The sequence below is a fragment of the Microbacterium sp. NPDC007973 genome, from assembly GCF_042958465.1.
In the GTDB taxonomy this organism is placed as follows: Bacteria; Actinomycetota; Actinomycetes; order Actinomycetales; family Microbacteriaceae; genus Microbacterium; species Microbacterium galbum.
The window spans coordinates 812,464-831,366 of the sequence record NZ_JBIBJJ010000001.1 but is presented as its reverse complement, the minus strand read 5'-3'; the positions used below and the strand labels follow the sequence as shown (position 1 = coordinate 831,366).

20 protein-coding genes are annotated in these 18,903 nt (G+C 70.7%); 10 read left to right on the top strand and 10 right to left on the bottom strand.

All coding sequences use genetic code 11. From position 1 onward, the window contains the following. Positions 1-55 precede the first annotated feature (55 nt). Both ACFZA2_RS04100 and ACFZA2_RS04095 read right to left on the bottom strand, forming a co-directional pair. Positions 56-1,381 carry a UDP-glucose dehydrogenase family protein gene (locus ACFZA2_RS04100; RefSeq protein ID WP_391400963.1) on the bottom strand — a complete coding sequence of 442 codons (1,326 nt, stop codon included), beginning with the start codon at positions 1,379-1,381 and terminating at the stop codon, positions 56-58. Positions 1,382-1,457: 76 nt separating this feature from the next. Continuing rightward, positions 1,458-2,936, bottom strand: a complete 1,479-nt coding sequence (locus tag ACFZA2_RS04095; protein WP_391401518.1) for a sugar transferase — start codon at positions 2,934-2,936, stop codon at positions 1,458-1,460. A gap of 376 nt (positions 2,937-3,312) precedes the next feature. Between ACFZA2_RS04095 and ACFZA2_RS04090 the strand changes: the two genes are divergently transcribed. Beyond that, positions 3,313-4,416 carry a PIG-L family deacetylase gene (locus ACFZA2_RS04090; RefSeq protein WP_391400960.1) on the top strand — a complete coding sequence of 368 codons (1,104 nt, stop codon included), beginning with the start codon at positions 3,313-3,315 and terminating at the stop codon, positions 4,414-4,416. Here ACFZA2_RS04090 and ACFZA2_RS04085 read toward each other — a convergent pair whose 3' ends face one another. From ACFZA2_RS04085 to ACFZA2_RS04075, 3 genes are all read right to left on the bottom strand, one after another. Beyond that, on the bottom strand, positions 4,417-4,638 hold the full coding sequence (locus ACFZA2_RS04085; RefSeq protein WP_363386920.1) for a three-helix bundle dimerization domain-containing protein: 222 nt from the start codon (positions 4,636-4,638) through the stop codon (positions 4,417-4,419). Positions 4,639-4,647: 9 nt separating this feature from the next. Next, positions 4,648-5,172, bottom strand: a complete 525-nt coding sequence (locus ACFZA2_RS04080; protein ID WP_391400956.1) for a YbhB/YbcL family Raf kinase inhibitor-like protein — start codon at positions 5,170-5,172, stop codon at positions 4,648-4,650. A 70-nt stretch (positions 5,173-5,242) separates the two neighbouring features. Beyond that, on the bottom strand, positions 5,243-5,524 hold the full coding sequence (locus ACFZA2_RS04075) for a hypothetical protein (protein WP_391400953.1): 282 nt from the start codon (positions 5,522-5,524) through the stop codon (positions 5,243-5,245). A gap of 252 nt (positions 5,525-5,776) precedes the next feature. Between ACFZA2_RS04075 and ACFZA2_RS04070 the strand changes: the two genes are divergently transcribed. Continuing rightward, complete coding sequence (locus ACFZA2_RS04070; RefSeq protein ID WP_391400950.1) at positions 5,777-6,862, top strand: PIG-L family deacetylase; 1,086 nt, start codon at positions 5,777-5,779, stop codon at positions 6,860-6,862. Positions 6,863-6,994: 132 nt separating this feature from the next. Here the strand turns inward: ACFZA2_RS04070 and ACFZA2_RS04065 are convergent, their stop codons facing one another. Both ACFZA2_RS04065 and ACFZA2_RS04060 read right to left on the bottom strand, forming a co-directional pair. Next, on the bottom strand, positions 6,995-7,414 hold the full coding sequence (locus ACFZA2_RS04065) for an organic hydroperoxide resistance protein (protein ID WP_315993549.1): 420 nt from the start codon (positions 7,412-7,414) through the stop codon (positions 6,995-6,997). A 37-nt stretch (positions 7,415-7,451) separates the two neighbouring features. Further along, positions 7,452-7,931 (bottom strand): MarR family winged helix-turn-helix transcriptional regulator, encoded by a 480-nt coding sequence (locus ACFZA2_RS04060; RefSeq protein WP_391400946.1) that lies wholly within the window; start codon positions 7,929-7,931, stop codon positions 7,452-7,454. Positions 7,932-8,041: 110 nt separating this feature from the next. Between ACFZA2_RS04060 and ACFZA2_RS04055 the strand changes: the two genes are divergently transcribed. Further along, entirely contained in the window at positions 8,042-8,179 is a 138-nt protein-coding gene (locus tag ACFZA2_RS04055) for a hypothetical protein (protein WP_298871290.1), read from the top strand. Positions 8,180-8,259: 80 nt separating this feature from the next. On the opposite strand, the gene ACFZA2_RS04050 is transcribed toward ACFZA2_RS04055, so the two are convergent. Both ACFZA2_RS04050 and ACFZA2_RS04045 read right to left on the bottom strand, forming a co-directional pair. Continuing rightward, positions 8,260-9,555: a hemolysin family protein gene (locus ACFZA2_RS04050; protein ID WP_391400942.1), complete on the bottom strand. Its 1,296-nt coding sequence runs from the start codon at positions 9,553-9,555 to the stop codon at positions 8,260-8,262. Positions 9,556-9,721: 166 nt separating this feature from the next. Further along, a complete protein-coding gene (locus tag ACFZA2_RS04045; protein WP_391400938.1) occupies positions 9,722-10,207 on the bottom strand; it encodes a PepSY domain-containing protein in 486 nt (161 codons plus the stop codon). 143 nt (positions 10,208-10,350) lie between these two features. Between ACFZA2_RS04045 and ACFZA2_RS04040 the strand changes: the two genes are divergently transcribed. The 5 genes from ACFZA2_RS04040 (at position 10,351) to glmM (ending at position 14,658) form a co-directional block, all read left to right on the top strand. After that, positions 10,351-11,187, top strand: coding sequence for an alpha/beta fold hydrolase (locus ACFZA2_RS04040; protein ID WP_391400935.1), 837 nt, complete (start codon positions 10,351-10,353; stop codon positions 11,185-11,187). Between the two features lie 187 nt (positions 11,188-11,374). Continuing rightward, a complete protein-coding gene (locus ACFZA2_RS04035; protein ID WP_391400932.1) occupies positions 11,375-12,136 on the top strand; it encodes a CPBP family intramembrane glutamic endopeptidase in 762 nt (253 codons plus the stop codon). A gap of 210 nt (positions 12,137-12,346) precedes the next feature. Next, the gene (rplM, locus tag ACFZA2_RS04030; RefSeq protein ID WP_076673841.1) at positions 12,347-12,793 is read left to right on the top strand and encodes a 50S ribosomal protein L13; all 447 of its coding nucleotides are present in this window, start codon (positions 12,347-12,349) and stop codon (positions 12,791-12,793) included. Between the two features lie 24 nt (positions 12,794-12,817). Beyond that, positions 12,818-13,288: a 30S ribosomal protein S9 gene (gene rpsI / locus ACFZA2_RS04025; protein ID WP_058597862.1), complete on the top strand. Its 471-nt coding sequence runs from the start codon at positions 12,818-12,820 to the stop codon at positions 13,286-13,288. 14 nt (positions 13,289-13,302) lie between these two features. Next, positions 13,303-14,658, top strand: a complete 1,356-nt coding sequence (gene glmM, locus ACFZA2_RS04020) for a phosphoglucosamine mutase (RefSeq protein WP_391400927.1) — start codon at positions 13,303-13,305, stop codon at positions 14,656-14,658. 154 nt (positions 14,659-14,812) lie between these two features. Here the strand turns inward: glmM and ACFZA2_RS04015 are convergent, their stop codons facing one another. Further along, entirely contained in the window at positions 14,813-15,742 is a 930-nt protein-coding gene (locus ACFZA2_RS04015; protein ID WP_315993541.1) for a Ppx/GppA phosphatase family protein, read from the bottom strand. Between the two features lie 71 nt (positions 15,743-15,813). Between ACFZA2_RS04015 and coaA the strand changes: the two genes are divergently transcribed. Both coaA and glmS read left to right on the top strand, forming a co-directional pair. Further along, the gene (gene coaA / locus ACFZA2_RS04010; protein WP_391400923.1) at positions 15,814-16,767 is read left to right on the top strand and encodes a type I pantothenate kinase; all 954 of its coding nucleotides are present in this window, start codon (positions 15,814-15,816) and stop codon (positions 16,765-16,767) included. Positions 16,768-16,870: 103 nt separating this feature from the next. Further along, positions 16,871-18,721 carry a glutamine--fructose-6-phosphate transaminase (isomerizing) gene (gene glmS / locus ACFZA2_RS04005; protein WP_391400920.1) on the top strand — a complete coding sequence of 617 codons (1,851 nt, stop codon included), beginning with the start codon at positions 16,871-16,873 and terminating at the stop codon, positions 18,719-18,721. The last annotated feature ends 182 nt before the right edge of the window (positions 18,722-18,903 follow it).

Genomic DNA, 18,903 nt, shown 5'->3' with positions numbered 1-18,903 from the left:
GTGCGACGAACGCCCCGGCCGATGGCCGGGGCGTTCGTGAGTGCGGCATCTGCGGTCAGGGGCGACCCATGCCGAAGTACGTCCAGCCCGCGGCACGCCATGCGACGGGGTCGAGGCAGTTGCGTCCGTCCACGACGACGCGCCCCCGGGCCAGCGAAGCGGCGTGCTCGGGGGAGAGCTCGCGACGGTACTCGTCCCATTCAGTCACGACGATCACGGCATCGGCGTCGCGAAGGGTCTCGTCGAGGTCGGCCTCGTACGTGAGCTGGGGGTGGATGCGACGGGCATTCTCGATCGCAGCCGGGTCGGTGAGCGTGACCCGCGCACCGAGGCCGTGCAGGCGCACGGCGACGTCGAGCGCGGGGGAGTCGCGGATGTCGTCGCTGTGGGGCTTGAAGGCAGCGCCGAGGACGGCGACCTTCTTCTCGAAGACGCTGCCGCCGAGGGCGTCGGTGGTCAGCTCGACGGCGCGGTCGCGGCGGCGGAGGTTGATCGCGTCGATCTCGCGAAGGAAGGCGACGGACTCGCCGCGGCCCAGCTCCTCGGCGCGAGCGGAGAAGGCACGGATGTCCTTCGGCAGGCACCCGCCGCCGAAGCCGATGCCGGCGCCGAGGAAGCGGCGGCCGATGCGGGCGTCGTGCCCGATGGCGTCGGCCAGGGTGGTGACGTCGGCTCCGGTGACCTCGGCGATCTCGGCGATGGCGTTGATGAAGCTGATCTTCGTCGCGAGGAACGCGTTCGCGGAGACCTTCACCAGCTCCGCGGTCGCGTAGTCGGTGACGATGAAGGGGGTGCCCTTCGCGATCGACGGGTGGTAGACCTCGCGCAGCACCTCGGCGGTGCGCTCGCCCTCGGCGGTGGGCTTGCCGTCTTCGGACGGGACGCCGGCCACGAGGCGGTCGGGGTCGACGGTGTCCTGGACGGCCCAGCCCTCGCGCAGGAACTCCGGGTTCCAGACGAGCACGGCGCCGCGCTCGGCCACGCGCGGGGCGAGGCGAGCCGCGGTCCCCACCGGCACGGTGGACTTGCCGGCGACGATGTCGCCCTCGCTGAGGAAGGGGAGCAGCCCGTCGACGGCGGCATCCACGTACGTGAGGTCGGCGGCGTGGCCGCCGGCCTGCTGGGGCGTCCCGACGCCGACGAAGTGCACCTTCGCGCCCTGCGCGGCCGACATGTCGGTGGTGAACGACAGGCGGCCCGACGCGATGCCCTCGGTGAGGATCTCCTGCAGACCGGGCTCGAAGAACGGCGCCTCTCCCTTCGACAGCGACGCGATCTTGCGCTCGTCGACGTCGATGCCGACCACCTCGTGCCCGATCGACGCCATCGCAGCCGCGTGCACGGCTCCCAGGTACCCGCAACCCACCACAGACAAACGCACGATCAGAGCCTTTCAGATTCACATCGACGCGACACGGACACGCCGGTTCGCGGACCCGCGAGGGAGCGCAGGATTCTCACGCGGCCGTCTCGCCCGGCGCCAGGGCGGCGCGGGCGGTCTTGCCGAGGATGACGAAGTCGCCGAGGAGCGTCCAGTTCTCGACGTACGAGAGGTCGAGGCGGACCGATTCCTCCCACGAGAGCGAGGAGCGCCCGCTGACCTGCCAGAGGCCGGTGATCCCGGGCTTGGCGAGGAAGCGGCGGTGCACGTGATCGGCGTAGACGGCCACCTCGGAGGGCAGCGGCGGGCGGGGGCCGACGAGCGACATCGACCCTCCGATCACGTTGAACAACTGGGGCAGCTCATCGAGGCTGAACTTCCGCATGATGCGCCCGATGGGGGTCACGCGCGGGTCGTTCTTCATCTTGAACAGCACTTCGTTGCCCGAGTCGCGCTCCTGCGCGGCGAGCTGTTCGAGCAGGTCTTCGGCGTTGACGACCATGGAGCGGAATTTGATCATCGTGAACTCGCGTCCGCGGAACCCGACGCGCGTCTGGCGGAAGAACACGGGACCGTCGCTGGAGAGACGGACGGCGATGATGAGGAAGATGAGCAGGGGGCTCAGCAGGACGACGCCGACGGACGCCGCCACGAGATCGACGCTGCGCTTGAGGAAGCTCTGCCCGCGGGAGAATTTGGGCGTCTCCACGTGGATGAGGGGGAGTCCGGCCACGGGTCGCGTGTGCAGTCGAGGGCCGGCGATGTCGATGATGCTTGGAGCCAGGACGAGGTGCTGACGGCCGGCCTCGAGGCTCCACGAGATCTGCTTGACCTTGTCGGCGGGCAGGTCATCGGCGCTCGTGATCGCGACCGTGTCCGCGCCCGTCACCTGCAGGGCGCGGGTGACGTCTCCGACGTGCCCCATCACCGGGATCGAGGTACCGGGGATGACGTCGGCGATCTTGCCGTTGGGGACGCAAGCACCCACGACGCGATAGCCCGCGCTCGGCGAGCGACCGAACTCGCGCGCCAACTGCGTGACGGAGGGCAGCGACCCGACGAGCAGCACGTTCGCGGAGTAGAGACCGCGTGAGCGCTGCGCCACCAGCCACTGTCGCCACATCCAGCGCGTGAAGATCAGGACCAGGATGCCGAGGGGGAGGCTGATGAGCAGGTAGCCGCGAGCGACGTCGATCTGCGTCAGGAACGCGATGATCGCGACCGTCCCGAACAGGCGGAAGCTGGCGTCGGCGATGCGGACGTATTCCTGCGAACCGGTGCCGATGACCCGGTCGCTGCGGGAGTCGACGAACGACAGCGCCCACATCCAGGTGATGATGAGGATCGCCGAGAAGAGCCAGTACGACAGGTCGCTGATCCGGCTGTCGCGACCGGCGGCGACCTGAGCGTTCCCGAGACCGAACCAGAGCAGCTGCGTGCCGTAGACGACCCACACGAGGGAGAACAGGTCGGTGAGCGCGAGATTGAGCCGGTAGCGCCGCCGCCACGGATCTCGGCGGTACATCGGAGTCGGTGCCGCGGCCTCCCGTGGCACCCGCGCGTCGAGCGGTTCCGCGTCAGCAGAAGCAGCACTCACCTGCAGGTCGGACGTCACGATGTACAGCTCCTCCCCCCACCGGCGAGCTTGTCGGCTTACCCCGTGAACGATAACAGGCCAAAGTCACCCGGTAAGTCACCCTGCGTTACTTGTCATGAGCCTGAAACACCCCAGTACTCACTCCATAACTCGCCCGTCGTGCGGCATGGATTCACCATGTGAGGTGGTTCGCGTCGGCGCGGAGGGCGGCACAGGTGGCCTCGTGAGGGATGCGTCCCCTACACTCGGGCAGCGGATCGGCCGATACCGGCCACCTGCAAGACCACCCCCGCGACGCGGGAGGGATGCCACACCCGCCGCCCGGAGGAACACGATGACCCGCGTCCCCCCGCCTCTCACCGGCGCGCGACGCGAGGGGTCGGCGGGCCTCATCGCCGCGATCGCGATCGCGGCTGTGCTCTTCGTCGCCGTGGCGGCAATCTTCGCTTTCGCCCTCCTACGGCCCGCCGGGGATCCGGTTGCGATCGACACCACCACCTCGCCGACCGCGGCGTCGCCCTCTCCGTCGGCGTCTGCCCCCGAGTCCCCGGCCCCGGCTCCCGTGCCGACTCCGACCCCGACGCCGACCCCGGGTCCGCCCACGTCTCCGGCCGCACAGGTCTGCGACGGGGCGCCCACGCTCCTCACCGTCTGGGCCCATCCCGACGACGACATCATCTTCGCCAACCCCACGATCTCCGACGCCATCGCCGCGGGTCAGTGCGTCCGGACCGTCTTCCTCACGGCGGGCGACGCCGGCAAGGGCATGGAGTACGTCCAGGCCCGGGAGCTCGGCATCCTGCGCGCCTACAACGCCATGCGCGAGCAGGAGGGGCTCTGGCACGCCGACGACATCACCCTCGACACCGGCCTGCACATCCGCCGTCTCAGCCCGGACGGGGATCCCCGCATCTCGGTCGCCTACGTACGGCTGCCGGACGGCAACATCACGGACGGCGGCTTCGCGGCGACGGGCTTCGCCACCCTGAGCAAGCTGATCGACGGCTCGATCGGCTCGCTGGCCCCGGTGGACGGGGGCCCGGCGATCACCCGCGACCAACTCGTCGCATCGTTGCGCGAGCTCGGCGACGCCGTGAGGCCGAGTGCGACGCTCACGCACATTCCGCGCGGGAGCGCCTTCGCCCCCGGCGACCACCCGGATCACTCGGTGGTCGGCACCGTCGTCCGTGAAGCGCTCTCGTCGGACGCGGCGGTGGCGCCCGGCATCCGGTACTTCGTCGGCTACCCGTCCGAGAACCTGCCGCGCAACCTCGACGGCGCCGTGCTGGACCGCAAGGTGGACACCTACCGGATCTACACGCAGCAGGACAAGGTGATCCGCTGCGCCGACCGGGCCAACTGCCTCAAGACCCGCAAGTTCGGCGAATGGTTGCAGCGCTCGTATCCGAAGACCGAGGCGGAACTGCAGCTCGGCTGATCACGCCTCGGAACCGAGGGCGTCCTCGACGGCCGCGCGGGCGTCGCGCTCCGCGATGATGTCGACGAAATCCTTCACGGGGGCGTCGGCGTACTTGTCGACGGCGGCCACCGCCTCGTCGTGCACGACCTCCGGCGAGGCGTCGGGGAAGCGCACCTTCACACGCTCCTCGACGTCCGCGATCGTCTCGTCCTTGTCGAAGCCCTCACTGCGTTTCGTCATCGCCCGGCCTCAGTGCTGGTAGGTGCCGTACAGGATGGCCCGGCCGAGCGTCTTGAAGGCCAGGTTGAACGACACGACGGCGGGGCTCGCGTCCGCGTCGACGCCGAGCGTCTCCTCGCCGACGGCGTGGACGACGAAGAAGTACCGGTGGGGCTGATCGCCCTGCGGGGGAGCGGCGCCCATGAACCCGCTCTCGCCGCCGTCGTTGCGCACGTGGAAGGCCGCGCCGGGCAGGTCGTCCGCAGCGGCCCCCGTAGCGAGCTCGTGCACGTCGGCCGGGATGTCGACGAGCACCCAGTGCCAGAAGCCGCTCGGCGTGGGCGCATCGGGGTCGAAGCAGGTGACGACGAACGACTTGGTGCCCTCCGGGGCGCCCGACCATCGCAGGTGGGGGGAGGTGTTGCCCTTCTCGGCGACCTGGTCGTCCTTCAGCGGCTGACCGTCGCCGATGTCGTCGCTGGCCACGTCGAACGACGCGGCGGCGGGAAGGAGCGGGTACGGATCGGGCGTCTGAGGGCGGGAGAGATCGACCATGAACCGCACGATAGGACCCGGTCCTGACCGGTCGGCAGGGCTTGCGCCCCGGATCGCCGAGGGTTAGCGGTCAGCGGGACAGGGCGAGGAGCGAGCGGGCCGCGTCGTGGCATCCGTCGGGGGAGGGGAGCCCGTAGTCGACCTCGACGACCTCCCGCAGATCGTCGGCCAGCTCGTCGACGCTCGGGGCGAACTCGAGGGCTTTCAGGATCGGCTGGATGAGGTCGTCGTACTCGTCGTCGGGCCATCCCCGGCCGATGAGATGGACTCCGATCGGGTCCCAGTCGTTGAGGACGGCGCGGATGCGGAGGGCGACGGGCGACAGAGACCGCGGCGGTGAGGACGTCTGCATGGGGCGAGTCTCGTGAGCGTTCTTAGGCGCGGGCTGAGCATCGGCCATGTGTGGGGTGGACCGCTCCGCCGGGCGGTGTCACCCGAGGGATGATCGATGCGGTGACCGGTCCGCTCTGCCCGCGACGTCGCGCCGCCGCGGGGTTTCGTGTGCGGTGAGCGGCGTGCATCGCGATACCGTCGAGGTACGCCCGAGGGCGAGGGGGAACCCGAAAATCCGTCGCCGGGGGGCGCAACACAGGACGGAGTCGCCGTGAGTGACATCGACGAGCCTTCGGGCGGCGACGACGCCGTCGGACGCGACGCGCGGAATGGGTCGGGCGCGGCCCGCCGGGCGTCGATCTCGCGCCGCTCGCTCGTCTTCGGGGGCCTCGCCGTCGGGGGCCTCGCCGCGATCGGCGGGGGTGCGCTGGTCTACCGGGAGATGCGACGCTCCGACGGTCCCGACGGCACGTGGGTGAAGCTGAGCCCGATCGTGCCCCAGCCCCGTGACGCGCCCCGTGATGCGTCGCCCGCCTTCGAGGAGCCGGGCGCCGACACCACGGTGGCGGTGTGGGCGCATGCCGATGACGACATCATCTTCGCCAATCCGCACCTCGGCGACGTCATCGCCTCGGGGGCGACGCTGCGGACGATCTTCATCACCGCGGGCGACGCCGGACGCGGCCTCGCGTATGCGCAGCAGAGGGAGGCCGGCATCCGCGCGGCCTACGACCGGATGCGCGGCAGTGAGGCCCCGTGGCGGACGAGCGAGATCACCCTCCTGAGCGGGGCCCGCGTCACGCGGTTCGTTCCCAGCGACGAGTCGCGTCTGTCGATCACCGTGCTGCGACTGCCGGACGGCAATCTGAGCGCCAAAGGCTTCCCCGCCACCGGCGGCGCCGGGCTGACGCAGCTCATCAACGGCATCGTGCCGGCCCTGGCCCCCATCGATGACGGCCCCACTCTGGACGCCGCCCGTCTCTCGGATACGGTCGCCGAGCTCATCCACGCGGGGCGGCCCGACCACATCACGACGAACATCCCGCATGAGAGCGCTTTCGCCCGCGGCGATCATCCCGATCACTCGTGCGTCGGCTCGCTCGTGCGGGCCGTCGCGCCGTCCGCGGGGGTGTCGGCCGACGCGGTGACGTACTACATCGGGTATCCGTCGAAGCGTCAGCCGGTGAACGTGATCGGTGCTCCGCTGGATGCGAAGGTCGGGGTCTACCAGGTTTATGCGGCCGAGGACCCGGTCGTCACGTGCGCCGATGAATCGGCCTGTCTCGCCCAGCCGGGATTCGGCCAGTGGCTGCGCCGTTCCTACCCCAAGACCGAGGCCGAGCTGCAGCTGTCCTGACCATCGAGGGTGGCGTCGGCGGATACGACGACGCCGCCCGCACGGAACGGGCGGCGTCGCACGCTGCCGGAAGCAGACCCAGGACGGGACGCGATACGTGGGGCTCAGCGCCCCGCCCCGGGAGTCGAGAGGTCAGTCCTCGGAGACCGTGACGGTCACCTCGATGTTGCCGCGCGTGGCATTCGAGTAGGGGCACACCTGGTGCGCCTGGTCGGCGAGCTCCTGGGCGAGGTCGTGCTCGATGCCGGGAAGGACCACCTCGAGCAGCACCGCGAGCTGGTAGCCGCCCTGGCCGTTCGGCCCGATGTGAACACGGCCGCCGACCGACGAGTCCTCCAGCGCGATCTTGCGACCGCGTGCGACGGCGTGGAGGGCGCTGTGGAAGCAGGCCGCGTAACCCGCGGCGAAGAGCTGCTCGGGGTTGGTGCCCGCGCCCGATCCGCCCATCTCCTTCGGCGGCGCGACCTCGAGGTCGATGTAGGGACCGGCCGTCACGTGGCCGGTGCGGCCGTGGCCCGTCGAGACGGCTTCGGCGGTGTAGAGAACGTCCATGGGTGTTCCTTTCTGGGGACGAGGGGGAGCTGCGGCATCATGCCGGGCGGCGAGGGGCGCCCACCGCCGACAGAACGGTGTCGGGGTGGTCGCGCAGGTCTTTCATGGCCTCGGTCAACTGGTGCAGAGCATCGATGAGCTCACGTGCGGTGTCGGCGTCGGACAGACCCGCTCCTGCCGCGATGCAACGGGGGACATGAGCCAGCTCCTCGCGAAGCGCGGCACCGCGCGTGGTCAGGGACACCGAGACCACGCGCTCGTCGTCGGAGCGACGGCTCCGCTCGATGTATCCCGCCGCTTCCATCCGGGCGAGCATCGGCGAGAGGGTGCCCGAGTCGAGCTGCAACGCCTCCCCGAGGCTCTTGACGGTCTGGTCGCCGTCGGCCCACAGGGTGACGAGGGCGATGTACTGCGGGTAGGTGAGGTTCCACGGCTCGAGGAGCACGCGGTAGGCCTGCGTCGTGGTGCGGTTGGCGGCGTAGAGCGCGAAGCACACGAGGGCGTCGACGGCGGGCATGAGAGAACTGTTGCACACAATTCAGTTGTGCACAACTCAATCGACGGAGGTCGGCTCCGGCATCCTGTCAAGCCCTGCCATCGCTCCCGCTCCCGGGCGACGATGGGCGCATGATCCGCCGCAGCGACGCGAGCTTCACGGCGCCGTCGGGCTTCCTGCCCGACGGCGACCGCGATCTGCTCGCCATCAACGGGCATCACTTCGAGCTGGGGGACTCCGTCGCCCCGCTCGGAGGCGACCTCGCCTGAGCCTCCCCACCCGCGGGCGGGCGACGCCCCGCCGGCGACCAGTCGTGCGCCCGGAGCGGGCCGGGACGGTCCGCGAGCGCTCAGTCGCGGGCCGCGGTGTCCTCGTCGTGGTCGACCGGATGCCGCGTGACGAGCAGCTCCGCGACGCGGCGACGGTCGACCGCGCTGACCTGAAGGGTGGCGCCGTCGACCTCCACGGTGTCGCCGACGCGGGCGAGACGGCCGAGCCGCTCGACCACGAAACCGGCCACGGTGTCGGACGCACCGCGTGGCAGGACCACTCCGGTCGCCTCTTCGAAGTCCTGCAGATTGAGGCGTCCCTCGACGGTCCCGTGCTCGCCCTCGGCCAGGGGCTGCTCGGCGGCGACGTCGTACTCGTCGAAGATCTCGCCCACCACTTCTTCGACGAGGTCCTCGAGGGTCACGATGCCGTCGGTGCCGCCGTACTCGTCGACCACGACCGCGATGTGGCTGCCCTCGGCGCGCATCGCGGTGAGGGTGGGCAGCACCCGCGCGGTCGAGGGGATGTAGCGGATCTCGCGCATGACGGCGGCGAGGGGGCGCGCGGTGTCCTCGTAGAGGTCGCGCACGTGCACGAAGCCGACGACGTCGTCGATCGTGTGCTCGGCGACGGGATAGCGCGAATACGGCAGGTCCCGCACGCGCTCCACGGCTTCGGCGATCGAGCCGCCGGCATCCAGGGTGACGACCTCCGGGCGGGGACGCATGACTTCGCTGACATGTCGATCGCGCAGGGACAGCACGTCGTCGAGGATGCGGCGTTCGTCAGCGGGGAGCCCCTCGTGGCTCGAGACGATGTCGCGCAGCTCCTCCTCGGTGAGCTCCTCGCCGGTTTTGTCGGGATCGCCGCCGAGCAGGCGCACCAGCACGTTCGTGGAGATCGACAGCAGCCAGATGACGGGCCGCATGAGCTTCGCGAAGCCGTTCAGCACGGGGGCGACGGCGTAGGCGAATGCCGCGTTGCGTTGGATCGCGAGTCGCTTGGGCACCAGTTCGCCCAGGACGAGGGAGAGGTAGGCGATGACCAGGGTGAGCGCGATCGTGGAGACCGTGGCCGCGACCGGCTCCTCCAGCCCCCAGGCGGTGAAGAGCGGGGTCACCGACGGCGCGATCGAGGACGCGCCGTACGCGGCCGACGCGAAACCGGCGACCGTGACGCCGATCTGAACGGCGGAGAGGAACGTATTGGGGTTGCGAGCGAGATCGGCCACCTTCTGGCCGCGCCGCCCGCGCGCGGCGAGCGCGTTCACCTGACTCTCGCGCAGGGTGACGAGGGCCATCTCGGTCGCGGCGAACACTCCGCCGATGAGCACGAAGACGACGACCAGGACGATGTTGAGCGCGAGATCGTTCATCGCCCGCCCGTTTCCCACGCGATGCGTCCGTGACCCGGGGTCACCCGGGCGCTCGGACTATGTCCGTCGGCGTCGAGAGCGTGGCGCATGCGCCGAGTGTAATGAGACGGGGCGAGCCTCGTGGATGCCGGCCCCGGGCTTGCGCACGCCCCGTGCTTCTGCTGCCTCAGCGCACACTTCCGTCGACGCCCGAGATGCGGACCGTCGTGCCTCCGGCGATCTCGACCTTCCACACGGGGGTGCCGTCCTCCTGCTCGAGAGCGGCCTCCTCCACCCGCGCGCCGCCGGAGGCGCGCGCCGCGGCGATGCGGATGGCATCCGCGAGGGTGGTCGTGGCGGCCTGGAGGGCGGCGTCGTCGTCGGCGTCGAGCTGCTCGGAGTCGTCGGAGGATTCCGCGCGGGTTCCGTCGGCGGTGACCCGGACCTCGACCTCCCGGTCGCCGACCGCGACGTGCACCTGCCACTGATCGTCGTCACTGTCGAGTTCGAAGGCGCGGCCCCCGGCATCGGACTCGGCGGTGGTCACCGCGCGGACGGCATCCTGATCGGTGGGGGTGAGGGATCCGCCCCCACCGGCGGCGGGCGAGCATGCGCTGAGAGCGAGGGTCGATGCGGCGAGCAGGGCGACGGCGAAGGAGCGGGTCGAGGCCATGGCGCGAGGCTAGCCGGGTGCGAACGGGCCCGCGGAGAGCTTGCGTCGCGGCGACGCCTGTGCGTCGACCGGGGACTTACCAAGACTCGGTGCGGTCGTCAACGGCGGGCTTCCGTTCAGGCGACGGGCGAACGATGTCGGCCATGAGCGAGATCACCGCACACCATGGACTTCTGACCGACATCGACCTCCACGTGGACGACACCGGCGGCGCCGGTCGCCCCGTGGTGCTGATCCACGGGTGGCCCCTGTCGGGCGAGTCGTGGGCGCACCAGGTCCCGGCCCTCGAGGCGGCCGGCCACCGGGTCGTGACCTACGACCGCCGCGGCTTCGGCCGAAGCGACAAGCCCCGCACCGGGTACGACTACGACACGTTCGCCGACGACCTGCAGGCCGTGATCGAGACGCTCGATCTGCGGGATGCCACTCTGGTGGGCTTCTCGATGGGCGGCGGCGAGGTGGCGCGCTACCTCACGCGCCACGGCGCCGATCGCATCCACAGCGTCGTCTTCGCCGCCGCGGTGCCGCCGTACCTGGCCAAGACCGAGGACAACCCCGAGGGCCCCCTCGACGACGAGACCGCCGACGGAATGAAGCAGGGGCTCAAGGACGACGAGAAGGCCTTCTACCACCAGTTCACGACGGACTTCTTCTCGGTGGACGGCCAGTTGGCCGTGGCGCCCGAGGAGCAGGTCGAGGCAGAGCGTCTCGCGAACCAGGCCGATCACCACGCGGCGCTGAAGTCCATGGAGGCGTTCGCCACCACTGACTTCCGCGACGACCTGCCGCACGTCACCGTGCCCGCTCTCGTCATCCACGGCGACAGCGACGCGACCGTGCCGTTCGAGGGCTCCGGAAAGCGGACCCACGAGGCCATCGCGGGCAGTGAGCTGCACGTGGTCGCCGGGGCGCCGCACGGCGTCAACGTGAGCCATGCCGACGAGTTCAACCGCGTGCTCATCGACTTCCTGAAGCGCTGACCCGGTCGACGCGCCCCACTCTCGCCCGCACCCGCGGGGGACGCGTCCGATCCGACCGATGCCCCGTCGCCGCCCGGTGACGGGGCATCGGTGCGTGATGAGGGCGGGGGTGAAACACGCGGTCAGTCGTCCACATCCGCCGGGCGAGGAGGTTGAGCAGGCGCAGACCGGACCTAGCCTGACCGCCATGTCCGACGCCGCCGACGCCTCGACCGGGGAATCGTCACGGCGTCGACGCCGTCGGCCACGGCTCTGGCGGGAGGGGCGGTCGACGACCCGCCGCTGGGACCTCGGTCTGCTGTCCTGGGCCGTGTGCGCGCTCGGCGCGGGCCTTCTGGCCGAGCGGGCGGCATCCGCGCTGTTCCCGCCGGAGACGGCCGAGGCGAGCGCGCGGGCCATGGTGTGGGTGGCCCTCGGTGTGCCGGTCGGCGTCGCCTTCTCCCGCTCCCGGCCGCGCGGGTTGCTTCGCCTCCGTCCGGTCGACGTGCTCTACGGCATCGTCTTCGGCGTCGCCCTCCGCGCGATGCAGGGCGCCGTCGCCGGAATCGGGGGCGCCCCGGCCGCGTGGCCCTCCACCTTCTCCTCCGACGGATCGCTGCCGGAAGCGTTCCTCGCCGAGGCGCTCGCCGACACGATCGGCGCCGCGATGGTGGAGGAGTTCTTCTTCCGCGGGGTCGTGCTCGTCTGCGCGTACGTGCTCCTGCGGGAGCGGAGTGGGCGCGTCCCGGCGGCGATCGCCGCCGTCGCCCTCTCGACGGCGCTGTTCGTGCTCGCGCATCAGTTCGCGGCGGGACAGGACCATCTCGCGCCGATCGCGCTCGCCGCGGTCGGCGCCGTGACCGGGGCGTTCGTGGTGGCGACCGGGCGCATCTGGCCGGCCGTCGCGGTGCACATGGTCTTCAACGCCACGGGGTACGCGCTGGTGGCTGCGGGCACCCTGCTCTCGTAGGGACGCACGCGCCCCGCCGTCGGGGGCCCGTCGGCGTTTGGCGATGGCATCCGAATGCCGTAGTCTTGCTCTTTGGTGCCCGCCTCCCTGCGAGCGGGTCGCCCGAACGTGAGCCCTCCACCGGCCCTGTTCCCCCGTCATCGGCGGGGCAACGGACCACCGGAGCGGGATTCACGAACTCCTCCGTTCGATCAAGAAAGCAGCACTACTGTGACGCGCACTTTCACCCCCAAGGCCGCTGAGGTCACGCGCGAGTGGGTCGTTATCGACGCCACCGACGTCGTTCTCGGCCGTCTGGCCTCGCACGCGGCGGTCCTCCTCCGCGGCAAGCACAAGCCCACCTTCGCCAACCACATCGACTCCGGCGACTTCGTCATCGTGATCAACGCCGAGAAGGTGGCGCTCACGGGTCAGAAGCTCCAGAACAAGAAGGCCTACCGCCACTCGGGCTTCCCGGGCGGCCTCAAGTCCGTCACCTACGACGAACTCCTCGAGAAGAACCCCGTCCGCGCGGTCGAGAAGGCCATCCGCGGCATGCTGCCCAAGAACAGCCTCGGCGCGGCGCAGCTCAAGAAGCTCAAGGTCTACCGCGGCGCCGAGCACCCCCACGGTGCCCAGCAGCCCACGGCATACACCTTCGACCAGGTCGCCCAGTAAGCGCCGCCGGATAAGGACGAAACAGTGTCGAACATCGACTCCAGCAACTACAGCACCGAGACGCCGGCCGAGCAGTCGGTCGTCGCGGCCGAGCGCCCCGTGCTTTCGGTCCCCGGCGCAGCCGTCGGCCGTCGCAAGCAGGCCATCGCCCGCGTGCGCCTCGTTCCCGGCTCGGGCACGATCACGGTCAACGGCCGCACGATCGAGGACTACTTCCCGAACAAGCTGCACCAGCAGCTGATCAACGACCCGTTCACGGTGCTCGAGCTCGCGGGCTCGTACGACGTGATCGCGCGCATCTCCGGTGGTGGCCCCTCGGGCCAGGCCGGCGCGCTGCGCCTGGGCATCGCCCGTGCGCTCAACGAGATCGACGCCGAGAACAACCGCCCGACCCTGAAGAAGGCCGGCTTCCTCTCGCGCGACGCTCGCGTCAAGGAGCGCAAGAAGGCCGGTCTCAAGAAGGCCCGCAAGGCGCCTCAGTACTCCAAGCGCTGAGTTCGATCCTCCGTATGCCTCTGTTTGGCACGGACGGGGTGCGGGGGCTGGCCAACGGCCTCCTCACCGCCGAACTCGCGCTGCACCTGGCCCAGGCGACCGCTGTCGTCCTGGGCCAGGGCCGTTCTGCGGAGGCGCGCAAGGCCGAGGGTCGCCGACTCACGGCCGTCGTCGCGCGCGACCCGCGGGTCTCGGGGGAGTTCCTCGCGGCCGCGGTCGCCGCAGGTCTGGCCTCGTCGGGTGTCGACGTCCTCGACGCCGGAGTCATCCCCACCCCCGCCACCGCTTTCCTCATCGCCGACCGTGACGTCGACTTCGGCGTGATGGTGTCGGCGTCGCACAACCCCGCTCCCGACAACGGGATCAAGATCTTCGCGCGCGGGGGCACCAAGCTTCCGGACGTCGTCGAGCAGCGCATCGAGCGCGCCCTCGAGGGGGAACGGCTGCAGCCCACCGGTGCCGGTGTCGGTCGCATCCGACGCTTCGCCGATGCCGAGGACCGCTACGTGCTGCACCTGCTCGGCTCGCTCCCGCACCGGCTCGACGGCATCCACGTGGTGCTCGACTGCGCCCACGGCGCGGCGGCCGGGGTGTCTCCCGAGACGTTCAAGGACGCCGGCGCGCAGGTCACCGTCATCGGTGCCGACCCCGATGGTCTGAACATCAACGACGGCGTGGGCTCGACCCACCTCGACGTGCTCGCGGAGGCGGTGGTGCGCCTCGGCGCCGATGTCGGCATCGCCCATGACGGCGACGCGGACCGGTGCCTCGCGGTCGACGCGCAGGGCAACGTCGTCGACGGCGACCAGATCATGGCCATCCTCGCGGTGGCGATGAAGGAGCGCGGCGCTCTCGTCGACGACACTCTCGTGGCGACGGTCATGAGCAACCTCGGTCTTCATCGCGCGATGCAGGAGCACGGCATCCGGGTGCTGCAGACCGCGGTCGGCGACCGGTACGTGCTCGAGGCCATGAACGAGGGCGGCTACTCCCTCGGCGGCGAGCAGTCGGGTCACGTGATCATGAGCGAGTTCGCCACGACGGGCGACGGATTGCTCACGGGTCTGCACCTGGTGGCCGAGATGGCGCGCCAGGGCAAGACGCTCGGCGAGCTCGCCTCGCTCATGACCGTGTACCCGCAGGTGCTGGTCAACGTGCGCGGTGTCGACCGCGACGGCGTCGCCGACGAGGTCGTGCAGCGCGAGGTCGCGGTATCCACCGCAGAACTCGGCGACTCCGGTCGCGTGCTGCTGCGCGCCTCGGGGACCGAGCCGCTGGTGCGCGTGATGGTGGAGGCGGCATCCGAGGATGTCGCCCGCGCCCACGCCGACCGTCTCGCCGAGGTCGTGCGCGAGCGCCTGGCGCTGTAGGTCCGGTCGGTTCGACAGGCCCAGGGGCCCCGTGCGGGGTGCCTGGGCCTTCGTCGCCTGTGCGAGTGGGTTCGCGGGCGGGGCCCGGTCCCTTCGACAGGCTCAGGGGCCTCGGTATCGGTGGCGGGTGGCGGGGCGCGGGGCGCCGCGGCGGTCAGTACTCGAGCGACTCGATGTAGCGCAGGAGCACGCCCTCGCGCAGCGCCCAGGGCGAGACCTCGAGCTCTTCGACGTCCATCGCTTTCATCGCACGTTCGACGACGACCGCCGCCGCGACGATCTGGAAGGTGCGATCGGCGGTGATGCCCGGCAGGGCCTCGCGTGCGTCGGCCGGGATGCGGGCGAGCCGGGGGATCCAGTCCTTCAGCTCCTTGCGCGGCAGCACCATGCGGTCGATGCCCGACCACCCCGGCACCGGGTAACCGGCGAGTTTCGCGAGCGAGCGGATGGCCTTCGACGACCCGATGACGTGGTCGGGACGGGGAAGTGCGGCGAACCGCTCGGCCACAGGAGCGAGGACGGATGCCGCGTGCTGGCGGAGGGCGTCGATCTCGGCGTCGCTCGGAGGATCGTGCGGGAGGAACTGCACGGTCGAGCGCCCGGCGCCCAACGGCACCGATTCGGCGAGGTCGGGGAGTTCGTCGGCGCCGCCCGCGATCTCGAGCGAGCCGCCGCCGATGTCGAACAGCAGGATCTGCCCCGCCGACCACCCGAACCAGCGTCGGACGGCGAGGTAGGTGAAGCGCGCCTCCGTCTCGCCGCCGAGCACCTGGAGCGGTTGCCCGAGCACCTCCTCGATCCTCGCGATCACGTCTTCGCCGTTCGTCGCGTCGCGCACGGCCGAGGTCGCCGTGGCGAGCAGTTCGTCGACTCCCTCGGCGCGGGCGCGCTCGCAGGCGGCGGTCACGGCATCCACGAGGCCCTGGACGCCCTCGGGCGAGATCGATCCGTCGGGCAGCAGATAGCGCATGAGACGGAGCACCGAGCGGTGGGAGCTCGTCGCGGTCGGCCGTCCTCCCGCCCGGGCGTTGGCCACCAGGAGGTGGACGGTGTTCGAGCCGATGTCGAGGACTCCCAAGCGCACGGTCCGAGCGTAGCGAACGGCGCCGGGCGTGCGTCGCCGGGTGGTGCGGCCCCCGCGGGTAGCATGAGCGGGTGTCCGCCGCCGAGACGACCGCTTCCGCACCGTCGCTGAGCCCCTACCGTCAGATCGACCGCGACGACTGGGCCCGCATGGCCGGGGGTCTCGAGCAGCCCTTGACCGAGAACGAGATCGTGCAGCTGCGGGGCATCGGCGACCGCCTCGATCCGCGCGAGGTCGCCGAGGTGTATCTGCCGCTCAGCCGTCTGCTCAGCCTGTACGCCCGGGCCACGCGGCGACTCGGAGCCGACACGAGCGAGTTCCTGGGCGAACCGGATGCCACGACCCCCTTCGTCATCGGCGTCGCCGGATCGGTGGCGGTGGGGAAGTCGACCATCGCCCGCCTGCTGCGCGAGCTCATGAGCCGGTGGCCCGACACCCCGCGGGTCGAGCTGGTCACCACCGACGGGTTCCTCTACCCCAACGCGGAGCTCGAGCGCAGAGGGCTCATGGACCGCAAGGGATTCCCCGAGTCGTACGACCGTCGGGCCCTCGTGGAGTTCCTGAGCGAGGTCAAGTCGGGGGCGGAGGAGGCGCGGGCGCCGTTCTACTCGCACGTGCGGTACGACATCATGCCCGACGCTCACGTGAGCGTGCATCGGCCCGACGTGGTGATCGTGGAGGGTCTGAACGTGCTGCAGCCGCCGCCGTCTCCGAACGAGGTCGCGGTGAGCGATCTGTTCGATTTCTCGATCTACGTGGATGCCGACGCCGCTCACATCGAGCGCTGGTACGTCGACCGGTTCCTCGCGCTGCGCGACAACGCCTTCACGAACCCGACCTCGTTCTTCCGCGTCTTCGCCGACATCAGCGACGAGGAGGCGGTGCAGCGGGCCCTCGGCTACTGGCGGGAGATCAACCTGCCGAACCTCGAGGAGAACGTGCTGCCCACCCGGCATCGCGCCAAGCTCGTGCTGCAGAAGGGCGCCGATCACACCGTGGAGTCGGTGCTGCTGCGCAAGCTCTGACCGCGGCTCCTGCGCTTCGGCGGGCGGCGTCGCGCCCGGCCCCGCCGCGCGAGGCCACGGCGCGGAGGGGTTCGCTCAGCCCCGCCGCGTAGACTCGTTGACCATGTGCGGAATCATCGGTTACGTGGGTCCTCGGCAGAGCCAGGACATCCTTCTGGCGGGCCTGTCGCGTCTGGAGTACCGGGGGTACGACTCCGCGGGCATCGCCGTGATCGACGGCGACGGCGCTCTCGGCATGCGCAAGCGCGCCGGCAAGCTCGCGGTGCTGTGCGACGATCTCGAGTCCTCGCCGATGGCGAACGGCACGACGGGCATCGGGCACACCCGCTGGGCCACGCACGGCGGACCCACCGACGCGAATGCGCACCCCCACCTCGCCGACGACGACAAGCTCGCCGTCATCCACAACGGCATCATCGAGAACTTCGCCGAGCTCAAGAGCGAGCTAGTGGGCGAGGGCTTCAGCTTCCGCAGCGAGACCGACACGGAGGTCGCCGCCGTCATGATCGGCCGCGAGTACGCGCGGTCGAAGGACCTCGTCGCCGCCTTCCGCGCCGTCGTCTCGCGCCTGGAGGGCGCCTACACGCTGCTCGCGATGCACGAGGACCACCCCGGCCTCGTCGTCGGCGCCCGCCGCAACTCGCCGCTGGTGATCGGCCTCGGCGAAGGCGAGAACTTCCTCGGATCCGACGTCGCCGCCTTCGTGGAGCACACCCGCAACGCGCTCGCGATCGGGCAGGACGAGATCGTGGCGATCACCCCCGACGGCGTCGAGGTCACCGACTTCTCCGGCGCCCCGGTCGAGGTCGAGGCTTTCGAGGTCACGTGGGACGCGTCGGCGGCCGAGAAGGGCGGCTGGTCGTCGTTCATGGCCAAGGAGGTCTCCGAGGAGCCCGAGGCCGTCGCGAACACCCTGCGCGGTCGCATCCACGAGGGGCGGGTCGAGATCCCCGAGCTCGAGGGGCTCGACGAGTTCCTCGCCGACATCGACCGCATCCTCGTCATCGCGTGCGGCACTGCCGCGTACGCCGGCATGGTCGGCAAGTACGCGCTCGAGACCTGGACCCGCGTGCCCGTCGACGTCGAGCTCGCGCACGAGTTCCGCTACCGCGACCCGGTGCTCTCGTCCCGCACGCTGGTGGTGTCCATCAGCCAGTCGGGCGAGACCATGGACACCCTGATGGCCGTCAAGTACGCCCGCTCGCGCGGCGCGAAGACGCTGTCGATCTGCAACACCCAGGGCGCCACGATCCCGCGCGAGTCGGATGCCATCGTCTACACGCACGCCGGCCCCGAGGTCGCCGTGGCCTCGACGAAGGCGTTCGTCGCGCAGATCACCGCGCTCTACCTGTTGGCCCTGCACGTGGGTCGCGTGCGCGGAGCCATCGACCCCGTCGTCGCCGTCGAGGCCGTCACCGAGCTCGAAGCGGTGCCCGGCAAGATCGCGCGCGTCCTCGAGTCCGAGCAGGCCCGCATCGAGCAGCTCGCGCACTGGATGGCCGACACCCGCTCGGTGCTGTTCCTCGGCCGCAACGTCGGCTACCCCATCGCTCTCGAGGGAGCGTTGAAGCTCAAGGAGCTCGCGTACATCCACGCCGAGGGCTTCGCCGCGGGCGAGCTGAAGCACGGGCCGATCGCCCTGATCGAGCCCGGGCAGCCGGTCTTCGTGGTCGTGCCGAGCCCCCGCGGCTCGGGCGAGATGCACAAGAAGGTCGTCTCGAACATCGAGGAGATCCGCGCGCGCGGCGCCCGCGTCATCGCGATCGCCGAAGAGGGAGACGTCGCCGTGCTCCCCGCCGCCGACGAGGTGCTGCGCATCCCGCTCGCGGCTCCCCTCTTCGAGCCGCTGCTCGCCGTCGTGCCGCTGCACATCTTCGCGATGGGACTGGCCGAGGCGAAGGGCCTCGACGTCGACCAGCCGCGCAACCTGGCGAAGTCGGTGACGGTCGAGTAGGACCGCCGATGGAAGGGGGCCGGATGCCGTGGCATCCGGCCCCCTCGTCGTCTCCGTCGACGGGGTCCGAGGCGTCCGCCCCGCCGCAGGCTGCATCGGACGCTGATCGCCCTGCGTCCGGCGCCGCCGAGGGCGACCGACGTCGGCGGACACCGGCAGAATGGACAGGATGCCGGGAGGAG